A 25472-nucleotide genomic window follows, 5' to 3' on the forward strand; every position below is an offset into this window, starting at 1 on the left:
GTGACGTGAAGCGAGGAAATATCCGTGTCACTCAGCCTCCTGCTGCCCGGTACGGGCGTGACCGACCTGCTGGCCTCCTGGCCGGACGAGCCGCGTGTGTACGAACGCGAGGCCGGCACGCTGGACCGTGTGATCACCGCGGAGAGCATCGACCACTACATCGACACCGGGTGCGTGCCCGCCGACGAGATCGCCGTGGTGAGTGACGGCACGGCGCTGCACCCCGACCGCCATCGCACGGCCGGCCGGACCGACCCGGTGAAGCTGCGCCGTCTGTACGAGGACGGTCACACGGTCCGCCTCGGCAATCTTCAGCGAGTGATCCCCTTCCTGGCGGACGTCTCCCGTGACATCCAGCGGGAGACCGGCTACAGCAACTACTCCCACGCCTTCGTGACCCCGCCCGGCCGTCAGGGGCTGCTCCACCACTGGGACCAGCAGATGGCCGTCATCGTGCAGATCGCGGGCAGCAAGCGGTGGCAGCTCTGGCGCCCGATGTTTCCATCCCCGATGCGGGAGTACCAGGAATCCTTCCGCGTCTGGGACCCCGACTTCATCCCGCGGTGGGAGGCCGCAGGCCCCGATCTGGAGGTCGATCTCCAGCCAGGTCAGTCCCTGCTTCTGCCGAGAGGGTGGGTGCACAATCCTCATGCACTCGACGTGCAGGTCCGCAGCATCCACCTGACGTTCGCGATCCGGGAACGCACGCCGCTCTGGGTCGCGGAGAAGCTCGTCGACTGCGTGATCGAGAAGGATGCCTTCCGGCGTGTCATCCTTCCCGGCGAGATCACGGGGCAGCAGCTGTCCCAACGTGTGCGGGACATCAGGCAGGCGCTGGTCGAGCACCTGGCCGGTCTCGACGTGGACGACTTCGCGCGATTCCTTCTCCGAGCCGCCGTGTCGGAGAAGGAATACACCACATGAGCAGCTGAGAGAGGGTTCGGACCGGGGCGGTGAGGTCGGTAGCACGAGCTGCCTCACCGCCCCGGTGTCACCGCAGCATTCGTCGGAACCGGTCGACAGCTTCCTCAGAACCGGTCGACCTTCTCGCCGTCCGGGACCTGGTAACAGGCGGAAACCACGTTGACCAGCAGGGTGGGCTCATTGGTGTCCCCGCCGCTGTTCTTCTCCCAGAATTCGACCTTGACGGCGAATTTTTTCTCGGCATGATCTGCCGTCAGCTCCAAGGACTTGGACTTTGAACTGTTCGGCCCGTAATCGACGATCTTCCAGCCATGCTTCGGAAGGTCTTCCTTGAGGCGGGCCATGGCTTTCATGAGTTCAGCGTCGGAGGACCCGGTCAGGCTCCACGGATGCCGCATGAGGAACAGTTTCCCCCGCTCCGCACCTTCGCACGTGCTCACACCCGGGCCCGACTTGGACATCGCCCCCTTGACGGCGATGATGTCGAGAATCTGGCTGGAAATCTGCTTCGTTTCGGCATCGACGTCGTCAACGCTTCGCGTTCCGACCGGTTTCGGTGTGTTCGAATCTGCCTGGTCAGTCATGCTGCATCCTGTAAGTGCGGTAAGTATCGCGGCGCCCAGCAGGACACCGCCGAAGATGCTATTCCTCAATTTTTACCTTTCCGTACCGGCCCGTTACCACCGCTGCCTGATTCCTCAGACTGTCCGTGTCCCGGTCCCAGTATTCGCTATGGCCTTCCGAGCCGCCCGTGGACATCTGATGCGCTCCGAACAGTTCGTCGCTGGGGATGATGGCCACGCCGCCACCGAAACGCCATTGGCTGCCGCCGTGGCCGAAGCGCCCGAGGTCGGGCACCGGGTCGCCCTCGGCCTCCTCGTTCCAGACGTGCCCCTTGGGCACATCCATCTCCGACGCCTCCCCCACCTGCACACCCGGGCTCCCCGCGAACACCACGTCATCCGCGTTCAGCTCGCCCTGCCGGGCTGCGGAGCCGATCAGTGTCGTGCCGTACGAGTGGCCGATAGCGGTGTGGTGGCCACCGGATTCGGTGCTGTTGGCCACATTGAGGCCGTCCATGAACTTGTTGAACGCCGGGGCCCCATCGTCGGCATAGTGCCGGAAAGGCGCATCCTTGACCACGCTCTGCGGGGCGTCGTACCCCAGCCACGTGATGGTGGAAACCTCTTTCCCACCGGCCATCGCGTCGGACTCTCGCCAGAGATTGGTCATACGCTCGACGTCCCCGCCGATCCCGCCGAGATTCGACGTGGTGCCAGGAACATACACGGCCGTGTGATTCGCCGTGTCCGGGTTGCCGTTGGCCACGATCGCCCGGCCGTTCTTCTCGGTATCGAAACCCAGGAGATAGGCGGGCGGCAGCCCATTCTCACCGGTCGAGTCGAACCGTTCCTGAATGCTCTTCATGCCTTCGTTCGACTTGGTGAGCTGCCCGAACCGCTCACCGTACTTCTCGTTCCACTTGGTCCAGCTCGAGTTCTGGATGACGGCCGGGTACGAGCCATTGGTGTTGGGGGAATACCTCGTGGGCTCGGCTGGAATCTTGGCGAGTTCCAGCTCCACGTGTGCCCTGCTCTGCGCCAGCACCATGCGGTTGGCCTCGTCACGCGATTCGGCGGGCAGCCCGTCCAGTGCCCCGACCGAGGCGGCGTTCAAGGTGAGGAGAGCCGACTGCTCCTCCGCGCTGAGCCCCTTCCACCAGGACGCGTTGTCCTTCGGGCTGCCGTCCTTCGGAGGCTCCGGCAGCGAGTCGAGGTAGTCCTTGCCCGCGTCGCGGACACCGCTCGTGTCCGACCGAACGTCCGCCCAGTCCCGATGGGAGACCGTCAGGTCGTCGTCGGCCTTCAGCGCGCGCAGTTTCGGCGCCCACTTCGTATCAGCGTCCGTGGCTTCTTCCAGGGCGTCGGCGATCCGGTTCGCGTACGCCATCGCCCTGCCGTAGTACGGGTTCGGGTGGATGTTCGCCGCCTGGCGCTCCAGCGCGTCGGACATCGGGCCGCCTCCGGCGCTCCCGGTCACCGTGCCGCCGTCCACCATCTCCTCCTCGCCGGGCTTCCTGCCCTCCGGGTACGAGACGGAACCGTTCGCGTTCACCGTGCAGCGGTCGGCTCGGGCGTCCTCGACGGCTGCTTCCAGCTTCCGCTTGGCCACCGCGATGTCGAAGGCGAAACCGTTGAGCGCGGTGCTCACCAGGCCGCACTCGGTCTGCGCGTAGTGGAAGTTCGCCGACAGTTTCTTGAGTTCCCCGACCGCGGCCTTCGCCGCGTCGCCCTCCAACTGGTTGCGCAGTTCCACACTGATCTGGTTGTCGATCGCGTCCTTGGCCCGGGAGGCCATGTCACCGGTTGCCCGGTAGCCGTCCGCGGCGTCTTCGTACTCCGACGGTATGAAGGCCTTCAGCGTCGCGAGGTCCATGGCCGGACTCACTTCTCCTTCGCCTGGCCGCCGACGGGCTCGGTGTCCGCGTATTTCAGCTTGAGCTTCTCCAGCTCCGCCTCGGCCTCCTTGTCGGTTTTCGACAGGTCGTGGCCCGCTCCCTGCAGAAGTCCGCCCAGCGCTTGACAGCGGGCGCCCACGTCACTCACGTACTTCTTCCAGGAGTCGTAGAGCTCTTTCTGTGCCGCCGCGCTCAGCGACCCGGTGGTGTCCCCCAGCCCCGCCTGCCCATCGGCCAGCTTCGTCAGCGCCTTGCCGACGCCGCTCTTGAGGCCGGTGACCCCCTCACCGGCCTTCACCCATGTCTTCCTGTTCGACTTCAGATCGCCCGAAGCCGCGCCGGCCGAAGCTCCGGCCTCCGAAGGGGTCTGGTTCAGCTGCATGTGCGCCGGCCCCTTCACCGCGACGTCAGCTTTGATCTGCTCCCATTCGTCCCACGCCATCGTAGAAAGATCTCCCCGTTTGTCCCTGTGTCCCCGTTGTCCCCGTGTCCCGTGTCCGTCCCCGTCCCCGGGCCCGTCCCGGGGCGCCTCGGGTCGAGCCGACATGATCCCCGGCTTCTGCGGAGCAAATCAAATGCGGACCTCCCTCTTCCAGACCGCGATGAGGGACCGGAACCTGATTCCCTTGCTCACTCGTCCTGTGATGCGGGACCAAGTGGATGGGAAGACATGGATGGGAAGACATGGTGAAGCAGGCAGAAACCGGTGCGGCGTCGGTGGCGGGGCCGGTAGCCCCTGGTGCGGGCGGCGGCCGGCGGGGGCGGGTGGTCGCCGGGGTCGCCGTCGTCCTGGCCGGGGTGCTGGCGTTCCACCGGGTCGTACCCAACTCGCCCGGCCGGCTGGGCAGCCTGCTGGAGTCCTTCCTGCCGTGGCTCGGCGTGGTCGTGGTCCTGTTGCTGGGGATCGCCCTGCTGCGGCGCTCCGCCGTCGCGCTGGTGGCCCTGCTTCTGCCGGTCGGGGTCTGGGTGCACCTCTTCGGGGGGCTGCTCCTGCCCGCCGCCGCGGCGGCCGACGGGCGGGGGCTCGTCGTCGTGCAGCACAACGTCAATGACGAGAACACCGATCCGGCGGGGACCGCCCGTGCGCTGATCGGTTCCGGGGCCGATCTCATCGCGCTGGAGGAGCTGGTGGTCCCGCAGCTGCCGGTCTACGAGGAGGCCCTCGCGCCGGACTATCCGCATCATGTCGTCCGGGGCACGGTCGGCCTCTGGTCCAAGTACCCGCTCAGCGGTGAGCGGTTGGTGGACATCAGGCCGCCGGGCATCGCGGAGGGGTGGAGCCGCGGGGTGCGTGCCGTGGTGCACTCGCCGTACGGGGAGGTCGCGGCGTACGTCGCCCATCTGCCCTCCATCCGGCTCGGGGCGGGCGGCCTCGCGTCCTCCCTGCGTGACGAGAGCGCCGGGCTGCTGGGGCGTGCCATCGCCGACGAGCAGGTCGAGGCGGTGATTCTGCTCGGGGATCTCAACGGAGCGGTGGAGGACCGGGGGCTGGAGCCTCTCACCTCACGTCTGAACGTGGCCGAGCGCGGCTTCGCCTTCAGTTTCCCCGCCGCGTTCCCGCTGGCCCGGATCGACCAGGTCATGGCCCGCTCCGCCACCATCGGCCACATCCGTACCCTGCCCGCCACCAACAGCGATCATCTGCCCGTCGCCGCCCGCGTCAGCCTGGAGTGAGGCCCGCAGCGCGTCCGCCTTCGGCGCCGCCGCTACGCGTTGCCGGCCGGTCGTGTCGTGCACCGGATCTCGACCATGAAGCAGCCGAACTCCACGGCGCGGACGTGTACCAGCGCCACGGTCGGATCGGCGAAGACATCGAGCAGCACGTCGTTCACCTCGGTGGCCCGCTCCTTGGGGATCTCGATCAGTCTCCCGCCGAGGATGTGCCCCTGGGCGCTGTAGGCGCGCAGCATCCGGCGAGCACCGTGGAGTCCGGCCGGATAGCCCGGACCGGAGGCCGGCCCGCCGCACTCCTCGGCGTGAACGAATACCGGACCGCACTCGTCGTACGGGCCGGGCTCGGCGCCCGTCTCCGCCGCCCAGCGACGCAACGGCGCGTACGAGACAAGGGCGATCCGCTCACCTGCTTCGCTGTGCCGCAGACAGCAGCGCAGCGGGGCACCGCCCTCCGGATCAGTGACGGGTACTCGGGTGCAACCGGCATCGTCCTGTTTCCGCAGCTGTCGCAGCACGGCCGGATCGACGGCCCGTGCCTCGTACGTCATAGTCGTGGTCGCGGTCATGGTCGTGGTCGTGGTCGCGGACATGGTCGTAGTCGCGGTCGTGGTCGTAGTCGCGGTCATGGCTCCAGCATCTGCTGACGCCCGTCCCCACGCTGGCGTAATTCAGACGTCGCCTTGGGTTTCGCCGTCCCCGATCGGCCAGGTGTCCGGATGCGGAGCCCGGCCGAACTCGGCGTCGCCGCAGGCCTGTTCACGTCGCCTTCCCTGGTCGCCGTGTCGCCGCCATGCGGTCAGCGCCAGGTGCGTCGCCAGTCCCAGGACCAGGCCCCAGCAGGCGGAGCCGATGCCGCCCAGGGTGACGCCGGAGGCCGTGGTGAGGAAGGTGACCACCGCCGCGTCCCGGCCCTGTTCGTCCGCCACCGCCTGGGCGAGGCTCGTGGAGAAGGTGGCGAGCAGGGCCGTCCCCGCGACGACGGCGATGAGTTCGGGCGGCAGTGCGGTGAACAGCCCCACGAGTGCGGCGCCGCAGATACCCGCCAGCAGATAGAAGACGCCGCACGCCAGGCCGGCCACATAGCGGCGTCGCGGGTCGCGGTGGGCCTCTTCGCCCGTGCTGATCGCGGCCGTGATCGCCGCGAGGTTGACGGCGTGGCCGCCCAGCGGCGCGAGTGCCGTGGAGGCGAGTCCGGTGGCTGTGACGAGCAGCCGGTCGTTCGGACGGTAGCCGCAGGCCGCCAGCACGCCGAGCCCTGGCGCGTTCTGCGAGGCCATCGTCACCACGGCCAGCGGCACGGCCAGACCCACCAGCGCCGAACCGGTGAACTCCGGGGCCGTGAAGACGGGAAGGGTCAGCCCGATGTCGACGGACGAGGCGTGGATGCCCGGGACGACGGCGGTGACGAGCACGGCCGCGAGCAGGGCCCAGGCCACCGCGTATCTCGGCGATCGCTGCTTGACGGCCAGGTACGTGGCGAGCGAGACCAGCACCGCGATCGGCGCGCCGTCCAGCGCCGAGAACAGGTCGACGCCGAAGGAGAACAGCACGCCCGCCAGCATGGCCGCCACGATTCCGGGCGGCACGCGGCGCATGACCCGCCCGAACACGCCCGTCAGACCGACCAGCGCCATGAGCAGACCGCTGACCAGGAAGGCTCCGACAGCCTCGGGGTACGTGTAGTCCCCGAGGCTGCCGACGAGGACCGCGGCACCCGGCGTCGAGAACGCGGTGATCACCGGCATCCGGGTCCACCAGCTGAGCACGGCACACGTCACGCCGCTGCCCACGCACGCCGCCCACACCCACGACGCGGTCTGGTCGTCGGTCAGATGACCGGCGGCCGCTGCCGCCAGGACCACGAGGAGGGGGCCGGAGCACGAGACCACGACCGTGATCAGGCCCGCGAGGACGGCGGAGAGCGAGGCGTCCGCCCGGAGCACGCGCCGACCGGCCGGGGCGCGCCTTTCCGCCGCGGGCAGCGCAGCCGTGGGCCCTTCGGCCGTGGGCCGCGCAGCCGTACGCCTTTCGGCCGTGGACCTTTCCGCCGTACGCCCTCCAGCCATGAGCCTCCTGGCCGTGCGCCCCTCAGCCGAGTCCCCCTCGGTCGAGTTTCCTACGGTCGGGGACTTCTTGGCCCCGGCACCCGCATCCGGGATCCCCGCGTCCTGGGTCACCGCGTCCTGGGTCACCGCGTCCTGGGTCACCGCGTCCGGGATCCCCGCATCCGGGATCCCCGCGTCCTGGGTCACCGCATCCGGCCCGAGCGCCTCGTCCGTGTCGTCCTCGGCGCCCTGTTCGGCCGTGGCCATCGCGTCCCTTCCCCTGCCTCGTAACTCCCCGTTCCGGCCTTCCCGCCGCGCCTACTCCGCCCGCTGCGCCACCGTGGCGAGCCGCGCGACGCCCCGGGCGAACTCCTCGCCGCTCAGAGCCTGGAACGGCAGCCGGAGGAAGACCGTTCCCGACGGCGGTGCCGATTCCGCCGGGTAGAACGCCGAGCCGCGGGTGAGAGCGACGCCCTCGGCGGCCGCCGCCGCGAGGAACTTCTCCTCCGTGGTCCGTACCGGCAGATGCACACTGATGTAGTAGCCGCCCTGGGGCACGCACAGTGCCGCGTCGCCGAGCGCCTTCCGCACCGCCTCGACCGCCGCGTCGTGTCGCGGCCGCAGCAGCTTCCGGACCTCGTCGATGTTCTGCCGGACCAGGCCGCTCGCGAAGGCCCGCGCGGCGACCGCCTGGAGCAGCGGGGCCGGCGAGAGGTACGTGCTCTCCGCGAGTGCCGCCAGCGCCCGCGGCGAACCGGGCGGGCCGATGACGTAGCCGACGCGCAGTCCCGGGCTGAGGACCTTGCTCAGCGAACCGATGGTCAGCACCCGGGCGCCGTCGACGGAGTCCGCCAGCTCACCGAGGAGCGTGGGGGCCGTGCCCTCGAAGCGGAGTTCCCGGTACGGGATGTCCTCCAGGATCGTGAAGCCGAACTCGGCAGACAGCTCCACGAGTTCGCGCCGCTTCTCCTCGCTCGTCGTCACCCCGCCGGGGTTCTGGAAGTCGGGGATCACATAGACGAACGCGGGCACTTCCGTACGCAGGCGCTCCCGCAGGACGTCCAGGTCGAGGCCGTCGTGCCGCAGCGGTATCCCGGACACCTCCGCCCCGTGCCGCTCGAAGATCTGGACGGCGCGGTCGTACGTCGGCGCCTCCGCGAGGACCTTCTTGCGGGGTGCGTCCTTGAGGAGGTGGGCGGCGAGCAGGTCGAGGGCCTGGAGCGAGCCGTTGGTGACGAAGATCCGGTCGGGGTCTGCCGAGTGGAACGCCCCCAGCTGGTCGCGGAGTTCGCGGTCGCCGGTGTGGTGGCCGATGGGCGCGTACTGGAAGACCCGGTCCGGTTCGGAGGAGAGGATCGAACCGGTCAGCTCGGCGATGGCGGCGGACGGGATCGCTTCGAGCGGAGGGATGCCACGCGAGAAGTGGACGGTCTCGGAAGTCACAGCAGTCACAGAGAGGGCTCCTTGCCAGGGGAGGAGAGGAAGGGAAGGGGGCGGAAGGGACGTGCGGGGCAGCCCGCGCCCCGGGCGTACGGGTCAGCGGGCACCCGGACGTACGGGTCAGCGGGCACCCCGGACGTACGAGTCGGCAGGCGCCCCGGCCCCACGGACCGGCGGGCGCCCCGGACGTACAGGCCCGTGGGCGCCCCGGACGTACGGATCAGCGGGCGCCCGGACTCGTGGCCCGGTGGGCGTTGACGGCGAAGTCGGCGTCGATGTCGGCGACGGAGTCCGCGCCGAGCTGGAGCAGCGTGTCCTCGATCTCGCTCCGGAGGAGGCCGAGGACCGCCTCCACGCCCTGCTGCCCGGCCAGGCCGAGGCCCCAGAGGTAGGGGCGGCCGATGCACACCGCGTCCGCGCCGAGCGCGAGGGCCTTGACGACGTGGACGCCGGATCGGATACCGCCGTCCATGAGGACCAGGCTCCGGCCGGAGACCGCGGCCGCCACCTGCTCCAGGGCGACCAGGCTGGGTACCGCGCCGTCGAGTTGGCGGCCGCCGTGGTTGGAGACGATGACGCCGTCCACGCCCAGGGCCACGCAGCGTTCGGCGTCCTCGGACCGCAGGACGCCCTTGACCACGATCGGCAGGTGCGTACGGGACCGGATCCATTCCAGGTCGTCCCAGGTCAGCGGCAGTCGCTCGATGCGCGCGCCGTCCGGGATGTCGCCGGTGAGCACGCCCAGCGAGCGCAGGTTGCCGAAGTCGACATGCGCCGGGGTGCGGAAGCCCGCCCGCCGGGTGCTGATGCGGCGGGCCGCGTAGCTGGCGTCGACCGTGACCACGAGCGCGGTCGCGCCGGCGTTCTCCGCCAGGGCGATCGTCGCGGCGACGTCCTCGCGGGACCGGTAGGCGTAGAGCTGGAACCAGCTGTCACTGCCGACCGCGCCGGTCACGTCGGAGAAGGGGTAGTGACTGTCGGTGCTGACGATCGACACCGTGCCCGTGGCCTCGGCCGCGCGGGCGGTCGCGATCTCGGCGTCCTCGTGGAGGAGGCGCTGCGGGCTGGTCGGGGCGAGCAGGACGGGCAGGGCGAGCCGCTGTCCGAGCACGGTCACCGAGGTGTCGGGCTTGGCGCCCGTCCCGCCGAGGGCCCGGGGGCGCAGCCAGACCTGGTCGAATGCCTCGGTGTTGCCACGGACCGTGAGCTGTGTGTCGGCGCCGCCCGCCACGTACGCCCAGGAAGCGGCGTCGAGAACGGATGCGGCGGCCTGCTCGTAATCGGTCAGCGTCAACAGCCCGGATAATTCCCTTGCCATGGAAACCTCTTCCGTCGTCGGATGAATCTCCGTCAGGCGAACTGATCGAACCCCATCTTGGCCACCATTCCGGTGACCACGATGACCAGGACGATCCGAACGAATCCGGATCCCCTTTTCATTGCGGTGCGCGAACCGATCATCGCACCGACGATGTTCCCCACGGCCATTCCGAGACCGAGGGCCCACAACACGTTTCCCTGCCAGGCGAAGACCGCGAGGGCACCCAGGTTGGAGGAAGCGTTGATCACCTTCGCCATGGCCGCGCTTTCCAGGAACTGTGTCGCGAGGAGCGTGGTGAAGGAAATGATGAGAAAGGTGCCGACGCCGGGGCCGAAAACACCGTCGTAGAAGCCGATTCCGACCCCTGCGATGAGGATCGCCGTATTGCGGCGGCGCGGCGTTACGACGATGTTCCGCTGCTGCACTCCGAAGCTTGGCCGGAAGGCCACGAAGAGCGCCACCGTAATGAGCAGGCCCATGATGACGGGCCGGAAGTAGCTCGTGGGAACGCTCGAAGCGGACAGCGCGCCCAGTGCGCCGAAGGGGACCGCGAGTCCGGCGGCCGGCAGCAGGACCGAACGGTCCAGTTTGGTCCGCCGCTGGTACATGTACGCGGCGGTCGCGGTGCCCATGACCGCCGCGATCTTGTTCGTGCCCAGCGCCACCGCGGGCGAATACTGGGGGAAGGCCAGCAGGAGTACCGGGATGAGCAGTACCCCGCCACCGCCGACGACAGCATCCACCCAGCCGGCCGCCGTCGCGGCGGCGACCAGGCCGAGCACTTCGTACAGTTCCACTCTTCCTCATTCACGTGTACATGGCCCCGGCTCCCGGGGCCGGGTCCCGCCGTCGCGGCGGCCGCGGCCGGGTCAGACGACCCCGCGAATCTCCGTCATCGCCGGCAGCACGCGCGGGTGCCGCATCATGCGCTGGGCCCACAGCGGGGCGGACCGGAGGGAGTAGAACCGGCGCAGCCAGCGGTCCTGGCCGTCGTAGCGGGGCGTGAACGCGGTGCGGCCGTGGACCACGACGTGGTTGTCGAGGACGACGAGGTCGCCCGGCGCGAGCACCAGGTCGCGGCTGACCTGATCCAGCGCCGAGGCCAGGGCCCGCAGAGCGGCCCGCGCCGGCGGGTGGTCGCCCCGGGTGTTGTGCGAGTTGAAGCGCATGAACGGGCGGTCCACCGGGCCGAAGATCACCGGATGAGGTCCGGCGGAGGGCCGGGGGCCCGGGATGTGCCGGGTGAACGAGGTCGGATACAGGCTGTGGAACTGCGGGTTCCGCAGCTCCGCCACCTCGCTGTCCGTCAGCAGCGGCAGCGCGTCGCGCACGGAGGAGACGCGGGTCGCGGCGATCTGCTCGTGGTCCTGGCGCAGGCAGAGCAGGCCCAGGTAGTCGGGGCGGAGCGGATGGTGCACGTTCTCGGTGTGGAAGTCGAAGGCGACCGATCCGCTGTTCTCGATCCGGCCCTCCTCACCGCGTACCGGATGTACGTCGTGGAAGAGCGCGCCCGATTTCTCGTCCTGATACCCGGTCAGCGAGCCGAGAAGGTCCGCGACGAGCATGAGGGTTCCGTTGGTCGGGTGGCCGTCGAGGATATGAGCCTCGTGCGCCTGCGGGGTCTTCGGCAATTCGCCCACCGAAACTCCGCGCAGCATGCAGTATCCATCGGATTCCACGTCCGCACCGAAATCGAGGACCGCTTTACGCATCCCGTCGGGGAGATCCATGAGGAGTCCCGATACGACGACGGGTATCGAGTCCGACAGGCGTGCGGCGAGTGAGGACAACTCGCCCACCTTCTCCGCCTCCGACTCGCTTAATCGGTATTGATTCAGAGCCTGGGTAACCATTCTCATAATTCCTCACCGATTTCCGCATGCAGGATTGATCATTACGGCGGAAAACTTATCCCGGCCGATTCTTTCCGTCAACAATCGATTTCGGACAGTGGCATCCCGGGTTAACGGGTCCGACATCGGTGAGATAGGGAGCGCATGGCTTCATTACGGTCGCAAGTTCCGTATAACACCCCACGCGGTAAGGAGTGAAGGCCCGGTTGCTGCTGCCTGTTCACCGGCTTGAGCTGCCCCTACGTCGGCAGATGGCCGGGACATGAACAGGCGGGATCGCCCCGCTGGGCGCCCCTGACGCTCGCGTCCCGGCTCTCACAGGAGCCCCTTGAGGCTTGTTTCGCGCCATCCGAACCGCGAGAAACGGGGCCGGCGGACCATGTGAAGGGGGTCACACGCTGCTGCGCTGCCGCCCCGCCGGGCCGGACCCCACCAGGCCGGACCTGCCGGACCGGACCCACCAGGCACTGGACCCGCGGGGCCCGGGGCAGCGGTGGTCGCCGGCAGGACCTGCCTGCCGGACCCGCCCGGCCGGGGGCAGCAGTGGTCGCCGGGCCGGGCGGCGGCAGTCGTCGTCGTCGGCCGGGGTCAGCGGGCCGGGCAGCAGTGGTCGCCGAGGGTCAGCGGTAGTCGTCGGGGTGGTCCTGCATCCAGGCGTTGATGCCGTCACGGGTGCCGACGATCTCGGAGAAGTACTTCTCCAGATGCGCTTCGGACCGGTCGTCGCCCAGCTTGTCGAACAGGACCTTCATGTCGGCGAGCGGCTGCTTGAAGTGGCCGGGCCCCTTGTCGTCCGCCCGCATCGCCTCGTCCAGCTCGGCGAGTTCCCGGGTGACCCGGCCGAGGAAGTAGGCGCAGTCGCCCGCGCCCGGGGTGCAGGTGTCGTCGAGCGTCGCCTGGAGCGTCGCGAAGGCGTCGCGGACCAGCGCGGGGGCGGGGGAGGGAACTGCGGTCTCCTCCGCCTCGCCGGCCTCCCGCTCGGCCCGGTCCGCGTTCTCGGCGCCCCCGGCGCCCCCGGCGCTCTCGGCGCTCCTGTCCAGGTCCGCAGCCGGATCCGCCGACGCGCTCGGGACGTCCGCGCCGGGACCGCCGCCGCTCGACGCCTGGGTGCAGGACACCAGCGCGGCGGCCACGACCACGGCAAGTGCGCCTGCGCGCAACCCCGTTCGGACCGGACGGCGAGCGTCAGCACGGGCACCCGTACCGGTGGTCGTGGTCGCGGTCGTACGGGCAGCGTTACCGAACAGCATGAGACTCCCTCGTGTAAGACCCACCGGCAATTGGGGGGTGGGAGAAGGAGCGGGGCTGGGTGCGTGCAGCTGCAAGGCGGAGGATTGAGTCAACGCGGATGGGGCCTCCCCTGCTCGAGCGAAGCCGAGAGCTTGGGGAAGTTGGTGATTGACGACAACGCCGGAGGGGGCCCCTCCCTGCTCGAGCGAAGCCGAGAGCTTGGGGGAGTGCGTGCCCAGCCCCTCGACGCCGCCCCCCAATTGCCGGTGGGTCTAAAGGGTCCAGACCTTACACCGGCCCTCCGCCAGGATTCACGCCAGGAAGGCCGCCATCTCCCCGTACACCGCCGCCGTGTTGTCCAGGTGGGCGTCGTGGCCCGCGCCCGGGATCACGCCGATCCGCGTCGCGGGGCGCCGGGCCCGCATCCGGTCCGCCTCGTCCGCCTGCATCGCGCCGTTCTCTCCCCGCACCACCAGCACCGGGCAGCGCACCCGGTCCCAGTCGTCCCAGTAGTGCCGCCGCGCGTTCTCCTGGACGGTGGCCACCATCACGTCCCGGTCGACCCGGGGGTGCAGACCGCCGGGTCCCGGCGCGAGGCCCGCCGCCCAGGCCCGGCCGGCCGCTCCGCCGCCGAAGAACGCCGCTGCCGCCTCCGCGTCCGGGAACGGCACCGGCCAGGAGTCCAGCCAGTCGCCCATCTGCTCCGGCAGCCGGGGACTCGGACCCGCCGGGCCCGCCTCGATCAGGACCAGCGCACGGCACACCTCCGGGTGGGCCGACGCCGTCAGCAGAGCGGTGAGGCCGCCCATCGACTGGCCGGCCAGCACCGTGTCCTCCCCGGCCAGGCCGAACCTGCGCGCGACGGCGAGGACATCGCGGACATGCGCCGCCCGCGTCACGTCCCCGGGGCGGCGGGTGCTCGCCCCGCTGCCCCGGGCGTCGAAGGCGACCACCCGGTGCGTGGACGCGAACCGGGCCGCCAGCGCCTCCCACTCGCCGCAGTGGCCGGCCAGCCCGTGCAGCAGGAGCAGAGGCGGGCCGTCGCCGCCGTGGTCGGTACAGAAGAGGCGTACGGGACCGGTCCCGCCCGCCGCTCCGCCCTCCTCGACCGTCACCGTGCTCGTGACCGCTCCCATCCGGAACCCCGCCTCCCTGTCGCTTTCCCCGCACTGCCCGTACCGCCCGTACCGCCCGTCGGCCGCATCGCCCCGAACGCTAGCCTCGGGCAGAAGAACGGACCACAGGTATGTGGACCCACAGGTATGTGGACCCACAGGTATATCGACAGTTGTGTCGAAGGCTTCAGGAAGCGATGGTGGCGGCGATGGCGAAGGTTCCGGCGGCGGCGGTGGCGGCGAGCGGCCTCATCGGGGGCTACGGCGTCGCCCGGTGGACCAAGAAGCGACCGCTCGGCGGCGTCGCGCTCGCCGCCGCCGGGTCCCTCGCCGCGTACGAGTGGAACCGCCAGGCCGGGCCCCGTGCCGCCGCCGGACTGGCCGGCCTCTACGTCGCCGCCTTCGCCGGGTCTCACCCGCTCGCCAAGAAGGTCGGCGCATGGCCCGCCGTGTTCACCGTCGCGGGCGGCGTGGCCGTCGCGTCCTGGACCGTGACCCGCCGGGCCGCGAACATCTGAGCCGTCCTCCCGGACCCGGCCCGGCGCCACCTGCCCCGGCTGTCCACCCGGCCAACTCCCCGCGCGAGCCGGGCGCGTACCCGTACGCCCCCCACACGACGACCCCGTACGGCAGGACGGTTGCGCACCCGGAGCGGCGCCGAGGAGCCCGTCTCCCGGCCGGCGAGGGCCCGGCGTCCCGCCGGCTCAGCCGCCCAGCGCGTGCGACACCGTGTGGATCGCCAGGCCCGCCAGCGCGCCGACCACCGTGCCGTTGATCCGGATGAACTGGAGGTCGCGGCCGATGTGCGCCTCGATCTTCTTCGAGGTCTGGTCCGCGTCCCAGCTCGCGACCGTCTCACTGATCAGCGAGGTGATCTCCGCGCGGTACGTCGTCACGACGTACACCGCCGCGTCCTCCAGCCAGCCGTCCAGCTTGCCCTGGAGCCGTGCGTCGCTCGACAGCCGCGCGCCCAGCGACATCAGCGAGGCGCGCGCCCGCAGCCGCAGTTCGCTGCGCTCGTCCTCCGCCGCCGAGAGGATCATCGTGCGGACGGAGGACCAGGCCGAGGCGATGACGTCCTGGACCTCGCCGCGGCCCAGGATCTCCGACTTCAGCCGCTCCACGCGGGCCCGGGTGTCGGCGTCGCTCTGGAGGTCGGCCGCGAAGTCGGTCAGGAACGTGTCGATGGAGCCGCGCGCCGGATGCTCCGGCATGTCCCGCATCTCCGTGACGAACCGCAGCAGTTCCTTGTAGACCCGCTCCCCCACCCGCTTGTCCACGAACCGCGGGGTCCAGCCGGGGGCCCCGCCCTGCACCGCGTTCATCACCGAGTCGCCGTGCTCCACCAGCCAGTCGTGCGCCCGTACGCAGACGAGGTCGACGACCTTGCGGTGGCCGCCGTCCGTGACGACCTTCTCCAGCATCTTGCCGAGGCCCGGTCCGACCTCCGCCGCGTCCGCGCGCCGGGTGATGGCCTCGCCGACCACCGCCTGCACATCGGAATCCCGAAGGACCGTCAGCGCGCCGCGCAGGGCCGTGGCCAGCTCGGCGGTGACCCTGTCGGCGTGGTCCGGCTCCGCGAGCCACACACCGAGCCTCCGGCCGACCCCCAGAGCGTGAATTCGGTCACGAATGACATCTCCGGAGAGAAAGTTCTCCCCGACGAAGGAACCGAGGGACTGTCCCAGCTGATCCTTCTTGTTGGGGATGATGGCCGTGTGCGGAATGGGCAGGCCGAGCGGATGCCGGAAGAGCGCCGTGACGGCGAACCAGTCCGCCAGCGCGCCCACCATCCCCGCCTCGGCAGCCGCCGCGACGTAGCCCGTCCAGCCCCCCGCACCTGCGTTCTCCGCCCAGGTGGCCAGGACGTAGACCAGTGCGACGAACAGAAGGAGACCGGTGGCCGTGAGCTTCATGCGCCGTACGCCGCGCTGTTTCTCCTCGTCGGCGGCGGTGTACGCGAACGAGGCCAGCGGGCCCACGGCGCGCGGCGGCACCCCGGAACCGGAACCCTCGGGACTCCGCCCCGCACCCGCACCCGCCGCCGGCCCCCGCTCCTGCTCCACCGCCGGACCGGGACCGGGCTCCAGCTCCGCCGCGTGCGCCACCGCGCGCTTCGAAGGCTCCTGCGGCTGCTCCCGCGACGGCTCCTGTGGCTGCTCCCGCGCCTGCTCCGACTTCTGCACCGCGTCCCCGTCCTGCCCCTGCTCGCCGGATCCGGTCCGTTCCATCCGCTCCACCCGTCCGCGTACGCCTCGCCCCCGTGACGTACGCATTGTCCCTACCTCCCCTACTCCCGGGCCGCACGTCGAGTTCCCGACGGCCTGTCGCATCATGGGACCAGCACGATCATCACGAGGAGAATCACCGCACATGCCCAGGCGCCAGGGGTATGCCCTGCTCATCGCCCTAGTGGCGGGCACCGCCGTGCTCGCCACCGCCGTCGCCTTCGGTACGACGCTGCTCTCCGGCCCCCGGGCGGCACCGCTCCCGCCCGCCGAGACCCAGGCGGCGGCCCGTAACCCGATCGACCCCGCCGCCTCGGGCGGCACCTGGACCGCCACCTGGACCGCCGCACCCGTCCGAGCCGAACCGGGCACCGAGGACGGACTCCCCGGGCGCACCATCCGTAACGTCGTGCACACCAGCATCGGCGGGAGCGTCGCCCGCATCACGCTGTCGAACCTCTTCGGCACGGCTCCCCTGGTCGTCGACCAGGCCGCCGTCAACACCCGGCCGGTGACCTTCAAGGGCGCTGCCGCCGTCACCGTCGCCCCGGGCGGACGGGTCGTCAGCGACCCGGTCGTGGTGCCCGTGGCACCCGACTCCGACCTCCAGGTCAGCTTCCGCACCCCGCAGGCGGGCGGGCCGGTCACCTACCACCCCCACACCCACCAGACCTCGTACCTGATCGACGAACGCGGCACCTTCAGCACCCCCCACTGGCGCTATCTGACCGCCGTGGACGTCCGCAGCGACCGGGCGCTCGGCGCGGTCGTCGCCTTCGGGGACTCCCTGACCGCCGGCACCGGCTCCACCACCGACGCCAACGCCCGCTGGACCGACGTCCTCGCGGACCGGCTGGGCGGCCGGTACGGGGTCGCCAACGCGGGCATCTCGGGCAACCGGGTCACGGGCATCGGCCGCGGCACCGGGGGCCAGCCGGGCACCGACCGGCTCGACCGCGACGCCCTGTCGGTCGCCGGAGCCCGGACGATCGTCGTGGCGCTCGGCATCAACGACGTACAGCAGTCCCCCCAGGAGACCGACCCCCAGCGCATCGTGGACGGCCTGCGCGCCCTCACCGACCGGGCGCACGCCCGCGGGCTCAAGGTCGTCGGCGCGACGCTGACCCCGTTCGAGGGCTTCCGCACCTGGACGCCCCAGCGCGACGCCGTACGCCGGGCGGTCAACGAGCAGGTCCGGGCGGGCACGGTCTTCGACGCGTACGTGGACTTCGACGCGGCGGTACGCGATCCCGCCGCGCCGAACCGGATCCTCGCCGCGTACGACTCCGGCGACCACCTGCACCTCAACGACGACGGGTACCGCGCGCTCGGCGACCGGCTGGACCTGGAGTCCCTGGACCGGGCCCGCGCGCCCCGGTCCGACGCACTGTGAGCCGGTGAGGAGCCGCGTACGGGCGGGGCGGGGCGCAAGAGGGTGCGTTGGCACAACGGCGGTCAGGGCCGCTGGTGTTGATGCGACGCGGGGGGGGCTCGGTCGCCGATGCACCCGCCCAGGGACACCCGGCCTGCCCGGTGCGCGCGTCCTGCCCCGGCCCCCTCAGAGTTCCTTGCGGCCGCCGCCGTCCGTCCCGCCGTCCGCCCGACCGTCCGTCCCGCTGTCCGGGCGCTCCAGCTCGCGTCGGCGGCGCGCCTCCAGTTCCGCTTCCTTCGCCTCCTTGAGGCGGCGGCGCTCCGCCTTCGTCCGCTTGCGCTCCACGCCGACGCCGCCCATCAGGGCGAAGCCGGTGATCCGCACCTGCGGGGCGTCCGGGGCGGGCTCGCCCTCGTCGTTGGAGCCCTCGCCGAACCCGCCCATGATGCCGATGCCTCTGACCTCGACGTTCAGCTCCGGCGGCGCGGTCACATGGAGGCCGCCCATGATCGTGAAGCAGCGGATGACGATCTCACGGTCCTCGAAGTTCGCCTCGCGCAGATCGATCTCGCCGCCGCCCCACATCGCGAACGCGGTGAACGTCCGGCCCACCGTCCAGCGGCCCTTCCGGTTGAACCCGCCCCAGAAGGCGAACGCCCCCTTTGAGGTGGCGTTGCCGCCGATCCGCGCGGGCCAGTCGGCCGCGGAGCCCCGCAGCGGGGCGGGCGCGGACGAGCCCACCGGGGCGACCGTCGAGCCCGGCGCCGGAAGGTCCTGGACCAGCGGCTCCAACTCCCTGTGCGTACGGGCCTTGTAGGCCGCCTCAAGGCGCTGGTCGAACTCGTCCATGTCCAGTCGGCCTTCGGCCACCGCCTCGCGCAGCAGTTCGGCGATCCGCTCACGCTCGGCATCGGAGGCGCGCATTTCCGGACGTTCACTTGTCATACCGCGCAGCCTATTGAACGCACCCGTTCCCGGCACAAACCTGCAGGCCCACGACCTGCGGGCCCACTCCCCGCAGGCCCACGACCTGCGCGCCCACGACCTGCGCGCCGCACCAGGAGGGTTTCACCGGAGAGTTCCCCGGAAGCGTGCCCGTCACCCCGCGGACTCGTACATCCTCGCGATCACGGCCTCGATGTCCGGCTCCCGCACCGACAGGTCGACCAGCGGGTAGTCCGCGGCGATCCGTGCCACCAGCGGCGCCGCCGAGGCGGCGGCGGGGAACGCCAGCCACTGGCGCGCTCCCTCCACCTTGACCGCCCGCACGGCCGGTCCCCCTGCCGCCCCCTGCGACTCCAGCACGATCGGGGGCAGTTCGCTCTCCAGGTCCACCACGAGCATGCGTTCGCTCTCCCCCACCTCGTGGAGGCCCGCCGGCGAACCGTCGTACATCAGCCGGCCATGGTCGATCACCATCACCCGGCCGCACAACTGCTCGATGTCGGTGAGGTCGTGCGTCGTCAGCAGGACCGTCGTCCCGCGCTCGGTGTTCAGCTCCTTCAGGAACTGCCGCACCTTGGTCTTGGAGATCACATCAAGACCGATCGTCGGCTCGTCCAGGTAGAGCACCTCCGGATCGTGCAGCAGCGCCGCCGCGATGTCGCCGCGCATCCGCTGCCCCAGCGAGAGCTGGCGTACAGGTACGTCCAACAGCTCGCCCAGATCGAGGAGTTCGACGCAGCGGTCCAGGTTCTCCCGGTAACGCCGGTCGGGGATGCGGTACATGCGGTGCATCAGCCGGTACGAGTCGCGCAGCGGCAGGTCCCACCAGAGAGTCGTCCGCTGGCCGAACACCACACCGATGCGGTGGGCCAGCCGGGTGCGTTCGCGGGAGGGGTCGATGCCCGCGACGCGCAGCCGGCCGCCGCTCGGGGTGAGGATGCCCGTCAGCATCTTGATCGTGGTCGACTTGCCGGCCCCGTTCGGGCCGATGTAGCCGACCATCTCGCCACGTGCGACCTGAAAGCTGATGCCGTCCACCGCCCGCACCTCGCGGCGCTCGCGACGCAGCAGTCCGGTACGGCGGCGGACCTGGAAGACCTTCTCGACGCCGTCGAGGGAGATGAAGGCGTCGCCGCCCACACCACCACCATCGCCCACGCCCGAGCCGCCGCTCATGCCCGTACCCCCCTGCTCAGAACCGTCCGACATGCCCAACTCCCTTACCTTCCTCAACTGCCCGTGCTCCGGTACGACCGCAGCCCCGCCCGCCACGCGAGGCCCGCCACCACCCAGCAGCCCACCGCCACCAGCGGCGGCAGGAACGCCACCCACTGCGGCAGATCGACCGGATACTCCCGGTCCAGCACGTACAGCGCGGGCAGCCAGCTGACGAAGGCCAGCGGCACCACGAACGTCACCCCGCGCACGAGGTCCTTCGCGAAGATCGTGGGCGGGTACTGGAGCAGCGTCGTCCCGCCGTACGTGAAGGAGTTCTGCACCTCCGAGGCGTCCTGCGCCACGAACTGGAACGCCGCCCCCACGACGAAGACCGCCCCGAAGATCGCCGCCCCGCTCACCATCATCATCGGCAGCATCAGCACCTTCACCGGTGTCCACGCGATGTCCAGCGAGACGAGCGCGTAGCCGAGCACCAGCAGCCCCTGCGTGATCCGCCCCAGCCGGCGCAGCGCGAACCGGTCCGCCGCGACCTGCGCCAGCACCGGGACCGGCCGCACCAGCAGGGTGTCGAGCGTCCCGTCCCGGATCCGGCGGCCCACCCGGTCCATCGACCCCAGCAGCAGATCGCACAGCCCGAACGCGGTGGCCGACACCCCGTACAGCAGGGCGATCTCCGGCAGTGTGTACCCGCCCAGCGCGTCGACGTGCGAGAACATCAGCAGGATCGTCACGAAGTCGAAGGCCGTCACCGCGAAGTCCCCGGCCGTCGTCATGACGAACGAGGCCCGGTACGCCATCGTCGAGCGCACCCACATCGCCATGATCAGCCCGTACGCCCGGACTCCTTCCAGCAGCCGGGGCCGCTCCGGAAACGCCAACGCCCGCGCCCGCGCCTGCGCCTGCGCGGCAGCCGACGCCTCCGCCGCCCGGACCGCCCCGTCCCCCCGGTCCTCCTCCGCCGCCCGCACCACACTCTCAGCCACCCTGCACCACCACCCTCCTGGTCGCCGCGGACTGCAGCAGCCGGCCCGCCAGCAGCAGCGCCACCGCCCAGCCGCCCTGGAACGCGTACGCCTCCACCAGCCCCCACCCCGTGCGCTTGCCGAGGAACACGTCGGCCGGGACCTGGAGCAGCGAGGACCACGGCAGCGCCAACGCCACCTCGCCCAGCAGTCCGGGGAACAGGTTCAGCGGCAGCAGCATCCCGGAGAAGAACAGCCCGGCCAGCGACACGATCCGCAGCGCGCCCGCCCCGTCCATCAGCCAGAACGCCGACAGTACGACCAGATAGCGCACCGCGAAGCTCACCACCACGCCCAGGAACACCGAGAGGAGGAAGGCCGGCCAGATCCACAGCGAGCCGGGAAGGGCCAGGTCGAAGGCGAGCGCCCCCAGGCACATCGGTGCGACCCCCCGGCCGAGCAGATGGAACGCCGCCCGGCCCAGGTCCCCCGCCAGCCACCACAGCTGAAGATCGGCGGGACGGTACAGATCGACGGCGACGTCCCCCGTACGGATCCGCTCCGTCAGCTCGTCCTCGAAACCGCCGCCCATCATGGCGCAGGCCATCAGCAGGGCCTGCCCGAGCCAGACGTAGGTCAGCGCCTGGGACGTGTCGTACCCGCCGAGGTGCGGACGCGCCTCCCACAGGGCGAGGTAGGTGTACGCCACGATGAAACCGAAGACCGTGTTGGTGAACACCCCCGCGGCGGTGGCCGTCCGGTAGGTGGCATAGCGCCGGAACGCACCCCCCGCCACCACCGCGTAGAGCCGCACGCCGTCCCCTCTCCCCCGCCACCACCGGATCCCGACACCAAAGCGGCCGACGCTAGTGCACGCGTGACGGCCACCGCGACTGCATTTCAGGACGGCTGGAGGAGGGAACAGTCCGGTCAGACCCGAAGATATTCCGGCGAAACGGGCACTATGGGAGAACTGACCACGCCCGAGGAGCCCCACGGACATGAGCGACGCGTCACAGCACTGGGCCCCCCGCGACCCCTCGGACGCGGCGGCCGCACCCGGGAGCGACCAGGGAGAGCCCCCCGGAAAAAACGGCGAGACCGGCAAGAACAGCGGGAAGAGCGAGCGGGCCCGCGGGAAGGGCGGGAAGCGCAACGGCAGGAAGCGGCGCACCGGCTGGCGGCGTGTCATCCCCACCTGGCGGATGACCCTCGGCACCGTGCTGGGCCTGTGCCTTCTCCTCATCGGCGGGTTCTTCGCCGGATACCAGCTCGTCGACATCCCGGCCGCCAACGCCTCCGCCACCGCCCAGTCCAACGTCTACCTCTACAACGACGGCAGCGTCATCGCCCGTGACGGCGACGTGAACCGGGAGAAGATCAGGCTCTCCCAGGTCCCCGTGACCGTCCAGCACGCGGTGCTGGCCGCCGAGGACCGGGACTTCTACTCCGAACGCGCCGTGGACGTGAAGGCGATGGTCCGGGCCGGCTGGAACACGGTGACCGGCAAGGGCACGCAGGGCGGCTCGACGATCACCCAGCAGTACGTGAAGAACTACTACCTCGGCCAGGAGCGGACCGTCCTGCGCAAGGCCAAGGAGTTCTTCATCGCGGTCCGGCTCGACCGCGAGGAGACCAAGGACGAGATCTTCGAGGGCTACCTCAACACCAGCTACTTCGGGCGCAACGCGTACGGCATCCAGGCCGCCGCCCAGGCGTACTACAGCAAGAACGTCGAAGACCTCACCACCGCCGAAGGCGCCTACCTCGCCTCCCTCCTCAACGCCCCCAGCGCCTACGACGTCATCGCCCACCCGGACAACGAACCTGCGGCCCGGCGCCGCTGGAACTACGTCCTGGACGGCATGGTCAAGGAAGACTGGCTCGATGCGGCCGAACGGGCGACGACGCGGTTCCCCACACCCGGCGAGGCCAAACCGTCGACCGGGCTCTCCGGACAGCGCGGCTACATCGTGCAGGCCGTCGAGGACTACCTGAACCGACGCGGCATCCTCGACGAGCAGACCCTCGCCACCGGCGGCTACCGCATCACCACCACCCTCGACCGGGCCAAGCAGGACGCCTTCGTCAAGGCCGTCGACACCAACGTCATGGACAGGACCAGCACCGACCGCGAAGCCGACCGCGACATCCGCGTCGGCGGCGCCTCGATCCTCCCCGACACCGGCGAGGTCGTCGCCCTGTACGGCGGCATCGACTACACGAAGCAGTACGTCAGCAACGTGACCCGCCGCGACTACCAGGTCGGCTCCGTCTTCAAGCCGTTCGTCCTCACCTCCGCCCTCGTCAACGGCTCCACCACCCAGGACGGCCGGCGCATCACGCCCAACACCGTCTACGACGGCACCAACAAGCGCACCGTCATCGGCCCCCAGGGCTCCACCGGCTACGCCCCCGCCAACGAGGACGACGTCGACTACGGCGACATCACCGTACGCACCGCCACCGACAGGTCCGTCAACTCCGTCTACGCCCAGATGGCCCAGGACGTCGGCCCCGGCAAGGTCCGCGACACCGCGGTCGCCCTCGGCATCCCCACCGACACCCCCGGCCTCATCGCCTCCCCCTCCATCGCGCTCGGCCCCGCCAACGCCAGCGTCCTGGACATGACCGAGGCGTACGCCACCCTCGCCGACCACGGCCGGCACGGCAGGCACGTCCTCGTCAGCAAGATCACCAAGAACGGCACCGGGATCGAGCTGCCCGAACGCACGACCCGCCAGGCCGTCAGCCGCGAGGCCGCCGACACCACCACCGCCGTACTCCGCGGCGTCGTGGAAGGCGGCACCGGCACGGCGGCCCAGGCGGTGGGCCGCCCCGCCGCGGGCAAGACCGGTACCGCGGAGGAGGACCGGGCCGCCTGGTTCGCCGGGTACACCCCGGACCTCGCGACCGTCGTCGCCGTGCTGGGCCAGGACCCGGACACGGGCGCCCAGACCTCGCTGTACGGGGCTCTCGGCCTGCCCCGCGTCAACGGCGGCGGCGTCCCCGCCGAGACCTGGGCCGCCTATACGGAAGCGGCGCTGCGCTCCTCCCCGGCCCAGGAGTTCGACCTGGAGACGGCTGCGGGCTCCGACGTGGAGGACGAACCCCTGGTCGACGAGAACCCCGGCGGAAGCACGGACCCGTTCTCCCCGTCGGACCCCACCACCCCCTCCGGCACCACACCGAGCAGTCCGGCCGGCAGCTCCCCGCCCGCACCCGGCACGAACAGCGGCGGGACGGACGGAAACGACGGCACGACCGGCGGAACGACCGGCGGCGGCGGAACAAGCGGCACAAGCGGCGCGACCGGAGCCGCCGGTGCCACCGGCGGCTCCGGCGAACCAGGAATCACCGGAGCCACCGGACGTGACGGCGAGGGCGGGGGCGACGGCGGCTTCATCGAAGGCGCTCGCGGCCCCGGCTTCCCCGACGGCCCACCGGTATGACCCGCGGCCGGCCTCAGTGCCCGGAGGTCGCCTTCAGCCCGACCACGGCCACCAGCAGCAGACAGACGAAGAAGATCCGGGCGGCGGTCACCGGCTCGTTCAGCACGACCATGCCCAGGATCGCCGCACCGGCCGCGCCGATACCGACCCACACGCCGTACGCCGTACCGATCGGCAGCGTCTTGGCCGCATGCGACAGCAGCACCATGCTCGCCACGATCCCGAGGCCGGTGAACACACTCGGCCACAGCCGCGTGAACCCCTCGGTGTACTTCATCCCGATCGACCAGCCCACTTCGAGCAGACCGGCGATGATCAACAGAACCCACGCCATGACTGGCACCTCCGACGACGACCACGTGAACAGAACGGGTGCGTCGTCTTTGCAGGCCCGGTACGGCGCGTCTCGTCGGGTGGTCCCACCGTAGCAAAAACGGGAAAAGGGCCTGGTGACGCCGGTCACCAGGCCCTGAACGGCCACAGCTCCTACAGATACAGCCCGGTCGAATCCACCGAACCCTCGAACCGGTCGGCGGCCACCGCGTGCAGATCGCGCTCCCGCATCAGGACGTACGCCACACCCCGCACCTCGACCTCGGCACGGTCCTCGGGGTCGTACAGCACCCGGTCGCCGGGCTCCACCGTCCGTACGTTCTGCCCGACCGCGACGACGACGGCCCAGGCGAGGCGCCGGCCCACCGCGGCCGTCGCCGGGATCAGAATGCCGCCGCCGGACCGCCGCTCGCCCTCCGACGCGTCGTTCCGCACCAGCACCCGGTCGTGCAGCATCCGGATGGGCAGCTTGTCGTCGGCGGCGGAACCGGTGGCACCGCGATGGCCCTCGTGGGTGTTGTCGCTCACGCCCGCAACCTACCTGCCGGACCCGGGACCGTACGCCTCCGGGTACCGAACACCCCCGGACACCGGCCGATCACCACCGGTCACGTGCGGCGGCGCCTGGACACGGTGAACAGCCCCACCACGCCGACCACCAGCAGCGCCGCGGGAATCACCCGCTCCAGCCGCGGAGAACCGTCCTCCGCGACGAACCGCGCCTTCACCTCCGACACCGAGCGGTTCACCGCGACGAAGGCACGGCCGGCCGTCCGGTCCACGGACTGGGCGGCCTTCGCCTTGGCGTCGGTGATGATCGTCTTCGGGTGTACCCGCACCCCGATCTCGTCGAGCACCGCAGCGAGCTGCTCGCGCCTGCTGATGATGTCCGCCTCGATCTGCGCAGGGGTCCTGGCATCCGACACTGCGCCGCCTCCGTG

Annotated in this window: 24 protein-coding genes and 1 riboswitch; of the genes, 5 read left to right on the plus strand and 19 right to left on the minus strand. The window is 70.7% G+C overall.

The features are described 5' to 3' along the window. The first annotated feature begins 24 nt into the window (after positions 1-24). On the plus strand, positions 25-924 hold the full coding sequence (locus ACGF2Y_RS13195) for a JmjC domain-containing protein (RefSeq protein ID WP_392945932.1): 900 nt from the start codon (positions 25-27) through the stop codon (positions 922-924). Positions 925-1028: 104 nt separating this feature from the next. On the opposite strand, the gene ACGF2Y_RS13200 is transcribed toward ACGF2Y_RS13195, so the two are convergent. Genes ACGF2Y_RS13200 through ACGF2Y_RS13210 form a run of 3 tightly spaced genes read right to left on the minus strand, consistent with a single transcriptional unit; the run spans position 1029 to position 3824 of the window. Next, complete coding sequence (locus tag ACGF2Y_RS13200) at positions 1029-1508, minus strand: hypothetical protein (protein WP_392945934.1); 480 nt, start codon at positions 1506-1508, stop codon at positions 1029-1031. A gap of 58 nt (positions 1509-1566) precedes the next feature. Beyond that, positions 1567-3360 carry an alpha/beta hydrolase gene (locus tag ACGF2Y_RS13205; RefSeq protein ID WP_392945936.1) on the minus strand — a complete coding sequence of 598 codons (1794 nt, stop codon included), beginning with the start codon at positions 3358-3360 and terminating at the stop codon, positions 1567-1569. Positions 3361-3368: 8 nt separating this feature from the next. Continuing rightward, on the minus strand, positions 3369-3824 hold the full coding sequence (locus ACGF2Y_RS13210) for a hypothetical protein (protein WP_392945938.1): 456 nt from the start codon (positions 3822-3824) through the stop codon (positions 3369-3371). 242 nt (positions 3825-4066) lie between these two features. Here ACGF2Y_RS13210 and ACGF2Y_RS13215 point away from each other — a divergent pair, with 242 nt between their 5' ends. Then, complete coding sequence (locus ACGF2Y_RS13215) at positions 4067-5056, plus strand: endonuclease/exonuclease/phosphatase family protein (RefSeq protein WP_392945940.1); 990 nt, start codon at positions 4067-4069, stop codon at positions 5054-5056. Between the two features lie 32 nt (positions 5057-5088). Here ACGF2Y_RS13215 and ACGF2Y_RS13220 read toward each other — a convergent pair whose 3' ends face one another. The 8 genes from ACGF2Y_RS13220 to ACGF2Y_RS13255 form a co-directional block, all read right to left on the minus strand. Continuing rightward, positions 5089-5646, minus strand: coding sequence for a DUF1203 domain-containing protein (locus ACGF2Y_RS13220; protein ID WP_392946195.1), 558 nt, complete (start codon positions 5644-5646; stop codon positions 5089-5091). Positions 5647-5724: 78 nt separating this feature from the next. Further along, complete coding sequence (locus tag ACGF2Y_RS13225) at positions 5725-7368, minus strand: benzoate/H(+) symporter BenE family transporter (protein WP_392945942.1); 1644 nt, start codon at positions 7366-7368, stop codon at positions 5725-5727. Positions 7369-7419: 51 nt separating this feature from the next. Next, positions 7420-8553: a PLP-dependent aminotransferase family protein gene (locus ACGF2Y_RS13230; protein ID WP_392945944.1), complete on the minus strand. Its 1134-nt coding sequence runs from the start codon at positions 8551-8553 to the stop codon at positions 7420-7422. A gap of 208 nt (positions 8554-8761) precedes the next feature. Continuing rightward, on the minus strand, positions 8762-9859 hold the full coding sequence (locus tag ACGF2Y_RS13235; protein WP_392945946.1) for an alpha-hydroxy acid oxidase: 1098 nt from the start codon (positions 9857-9859) through the stop codon (positions 8762-8764). Positions 9860-9891: 32 nt separating this feature from the next. Beyond that, entirely contained in the window at positions 9892-10659 is a 768-nt protein-coding gene (locus ACGF2Y_RS13240; RefSeq protein ID WP_392945948.1) for a TSUP family transporter, read from the minus strand. A gap of 72 nt (positions 10660-10731) precedes the next feature. Then, complete coding sequence (locus ACGF2Y_RS13245; RefSeq protein WP_392945950.1) at positions 10732-11715, minus strand: TauD/TfdA family dioxygenase; 984 nt, start codon at positions 11713-11715, stop codon at positions 10732-10734. A gap of 620 nt (positions 11716-12335) precedes the next feature. Continuing rightward, positions 12336-12854: a hypothetical protein gene (locus ACGF2Y_RS13250; protein ID WP_392945952.1), complete on the minus strand. Its 519-nt coding sequence runs from the start codon at positions 12852-12854 to the stop codon at positions 12336-12338. 402 nt (positions 12855-13256) lie between these two features. Then, positions 13257-14081 (minus strand): alpha/beta fold hydrolase, encoded by an 825-nt coding sequence (locus ACGF2Y_RS13255; RefSeq protein ID WP_392945954.1) that lies wholly within the window; start codon positions 14079-14081, stop codon positions 13257-13259. Between the two features lie 188 nt (positions 14082-14269). Here ACGF2Y_RS13255 and ACGF2Y_RS13260 point away from each other — a divergent pair, with 188 nt between their 5' ends. Next, positions 14270-14578, plus strand: coding sequence for a hypothetical protein (locus tag ACGF2Y_RS13260; protein ID WP_392945956.1), 309 nt, complete (start codon positions 14270-14272; stop codon positions 14576-14578). Positions 14579-14764: 186 nt separating this feature from the next. Here ACGF2Y_RS13260 and ACGF2Y_RS13265 read toward each other — a convergent pair whose 3' ends face one another. Next, positions 14765-16291, minus strand: a complete 1527-nt coding sequence (locus ACGF2Y_RS13265; RefSeq protein ID WP_392945958.1) for a DUF445 domain-containing protein — start codon at positions 16289-16291, stop codon at positions 14765-14767. A gap of 142 nt (positions 16292-16433) precedes the next feature. Between ACGF2Y_RS13265 and ACGF2Y_RS13270 the strand changes: the two genes are divergently transcribed. Then, positions 16434-17681: an SGNH/GDSL hydrolase family protein gene (locus ACGF2Y_RS13270; RefSeq protein WP_392945960.1), complete on the plus strand. Its 1248-nt coding sequence runs from the start codon at positions 16434-16436 to the stop codon at positions 17679-17681. Between the two features lie 165 nt (positions 17682-17846). On the opposite strand, the gene ACGF2Y_RS13275 is transcribed toward ACGF2Y_RS13270, so the two are convergent. The 4 genes from ACGF2Y_RS13275 to ACGF2Y_RS13290 form a co-directional block, all read right to left on the minus strand. After that, a complete protein-coding gene (locus tag ACGF2Y_RS13275) occupies positions 17847-18584 on the minus strand; it encodes a DUF1707 domain-containing protein (RefSeq protein WP_392946197.1) in 738 nt (245 codons plus the stop codon). A gap of 174 nt (positions 18585-18758) precedes the next feature. Next, positions 18759-19781, minus strand: coding sequence for an ATP-binding cassette domain-containing protein (locus tag ACGF2Y_RS13280; RefSeq protein WP_392946199.1), 1023 nt, complete (start codon positions 19779-19781; stop codon positions 18759-18761). Between the two features lie 53 nt (positions 19782-19834). Then, positions 19835-20662 (minus strand): ABC transporter permease, encoded by an 828-nt coding sequence (locus tag ACGF2Y_RS13285; protein WP_392946201.1) that lies wholly within the window; start codon positions 20660-20662, stop codon positions 19835-19837. A 97-nt stretch (positions 20663-20759) separates the two neighbouring features. Further along, a complete protein-coding gene (locus ACGF2Y_RS13290) occupies positions 20760-21560 on the minus strand; it encodes an ABC transporter permease (protein ID WP_392945962.1) in 801 nt (266 codons plus the stop codon). A 187-nt stretch (positions 21561-21747) separates the two neighbouring features. Between ACGF2Y_RS13290 and ACGF2Y_RS13295 the strand changes: the two genes are divergently transcribed. Then, positions 21748-24198, plus strand: coding sequence for a transglycosylase domain-containing protein (locus ACGF2Y_RS13295; protein WP_392945964.1), 2451 nt, complete (start codon positions 21748-21750; stop codon positions 24196-24198). Positions 24199-24211: 13 nt separating this feature from the next. Here the strand turns inward: ACGF2Y_RS13295 and ACGF2Y_RS13300 are convergent, their stop codons facing one another. The 3 genes from ACGF2Y_RS13300 to ACGF2Y_RS13310 all read right to left on the minus strand — a co-directional run bounded on the left by ACGF2Y_RS13300 (position 24212) and on the right by ACGF2Y_RS13310 (position 25457). Then, positions 24212-24532: a multidrug efflux SMR transporter gene (locus tag ACGF2Y_RS13300; RefSeq protein ID WP_018488630.1), complete on the minus strand. Its 321-nt coding sequence runs from the start codon at positions 24530-24532 to the stop codon at positions 24212-24214. A gap of 37 nt (positions 24533-24569) precedes the next feature. Further along, a riboswitch (guanidine-III (ykkC-III) riboswitch) is annotated at positions 24570-24642 on the minus strand. 42 nt (positions 24643-24684) lie between these two features. After that, entirely contained in the window at positions 24685-25059 is a 375-nt protein-coding gene (locus ACGF2Y_RS13305) for a GroES family chaperonin (RefSeq protein ID WP_392945967.1), read from the minus strand. Between the two features lie 80 nt (positions 25060-25139). After that, positions 25140-25457, minus strand: a complete 318-nt coding sequence (locus tag ACGF2Y_RS13310; protein WP_392945969.1) for a DUF3618 domain-containing protein — start codon at positions 25455-25457, stop codon at positions 25140-25142. Positions 25458-25472 lie beyond the last annotated feature (15 nt).

Origin of the sequence: Streptomyces sp. NPDC048142, from assembly GCF_043202835.1 — a bacterium.
Lineage (GTDB): Bacteria > Actinomycetota > Actinomycetes > Streptomycetales > Streptomycetaceae > Streptomyces.

Bases quoted from the DNA above. Each gene is read 5' to 3' on its own strand.
- ACGF2Y_RS13275 (WP_392946197.1), bottom strand. From the start codon at position 18,584: ATGCGCGCCTCCGATGCCGAGCGTGAGCGGATCGCCGAACTGCTGCGC.
- ACGF2Y_RS13295 (WP_392945964.1), top strand. From the start codon at position 21,748: ATGAGCGACGCGTCACAGCACTGGGCCCCCCGCGACCCCTCGGACGCG.
- ACGF2Y_RS13260 (WP_392945956.1), top strand. From the start codon at position 14,270: ATGGCGAAGGTTCCGGCGGCGGCGGTGGCGGCGAGCGGCCTCATCGGG.
- ACGF2Y_RS13265 (WP_392945958.1), bottom strand. From the start codon at position 16,291: ATGGAACGGACCGGATCCGGCGAGCAGGGGCAGGACGGGGACGCGGTG.
- ACGF2Y_RS13200 (WP_392945934.1), bottom strand. From the start codon at position 1,508: ATGACTGACCAGGCAGATTCGAACACACCGAAACCGGTCGGAACGCGA.
- ACGF2Y_RS13255 (WP_392945954.1), bottom strand. From the start codon at position 14,081: ATGGGAGCGGTCACGAGCACGGTGACGGTCGAGGAGGGCGGAGCGGCG.
- ACGF2Y_RS13300 (WP_018488630.1), bottom strand. From the start codon at position 24,532: ATGGCGTGGGTTCTGTTGATCATCGCCGGTCTGCTCGAAGTGGGCTGG.
- ACGF2Y_RS13205 (WP_392945936.1), bottom strand. From the start codon at position 3,360: ATGGACCTCGCGACGCTGAAGGCCTTCATACCGTCGGAGTACGAAGAC.
- ACGF2Y_RS13215 (WP_392945940.1), top strand. From the start codon at position 4,067: ATGGTGAAGCAGGCAGAAACCGGTGCGGCGTCGGTGGCGGGGCCGGTA.
- ACGF2Y_RS13220 (WP_392946195.1), bottom strand. From the start codon at position 5,646: ATGTCCGCGACCACGACCACGACCATGACCGCGACCACGACTATGACG.
- ACGF2Y_RS13270 (WP_392945960.1), top strand. From the start codon at position 16,434: ATGCCCAGGCGCCAGGGGTATGCCCTGCTCATCGCCCTAGTGGCGGGC.
- ACGF2Y_RS13210 (WP_392945938.1), bottom strand. From the start codon at position 3,824: ATGGCGTGGGACGAATGGGAGCAGATCAAAGCTGACGTCGCGGTGAAG.
- ACGF2Y_RS13245 (WP_392945950.1), bottom strand. From the start codon at position 11,715: ATGGTTACCCAGGCTCTGAATCAATACCGATTAAGCGAGTCGGAGGCG.
- ACGF2Y_RS13280 (WP_392946199.1), bottom strand. From the start codon at position 19,781: ATGAGCGGCGGCTCGGGCGTGGGCGATGGTGGTGGTGTGGGCGGCGAC.
- ACGF2Y_RS13225 (WP_392945942.1), bottom strand. From the start codon at position 7,368: ATGGCCACGGCCGAACAGGGCGCCGAGGACGACACGGACGAGGCGCTC.
- ACGF2Y_RS13235 (WP_392945946.1), bottom strand. From the start codon at position 9,859: ATGGCAAGGGAATTATCCGGGCTGTTGACGCTGACCGATTACGAGCAG.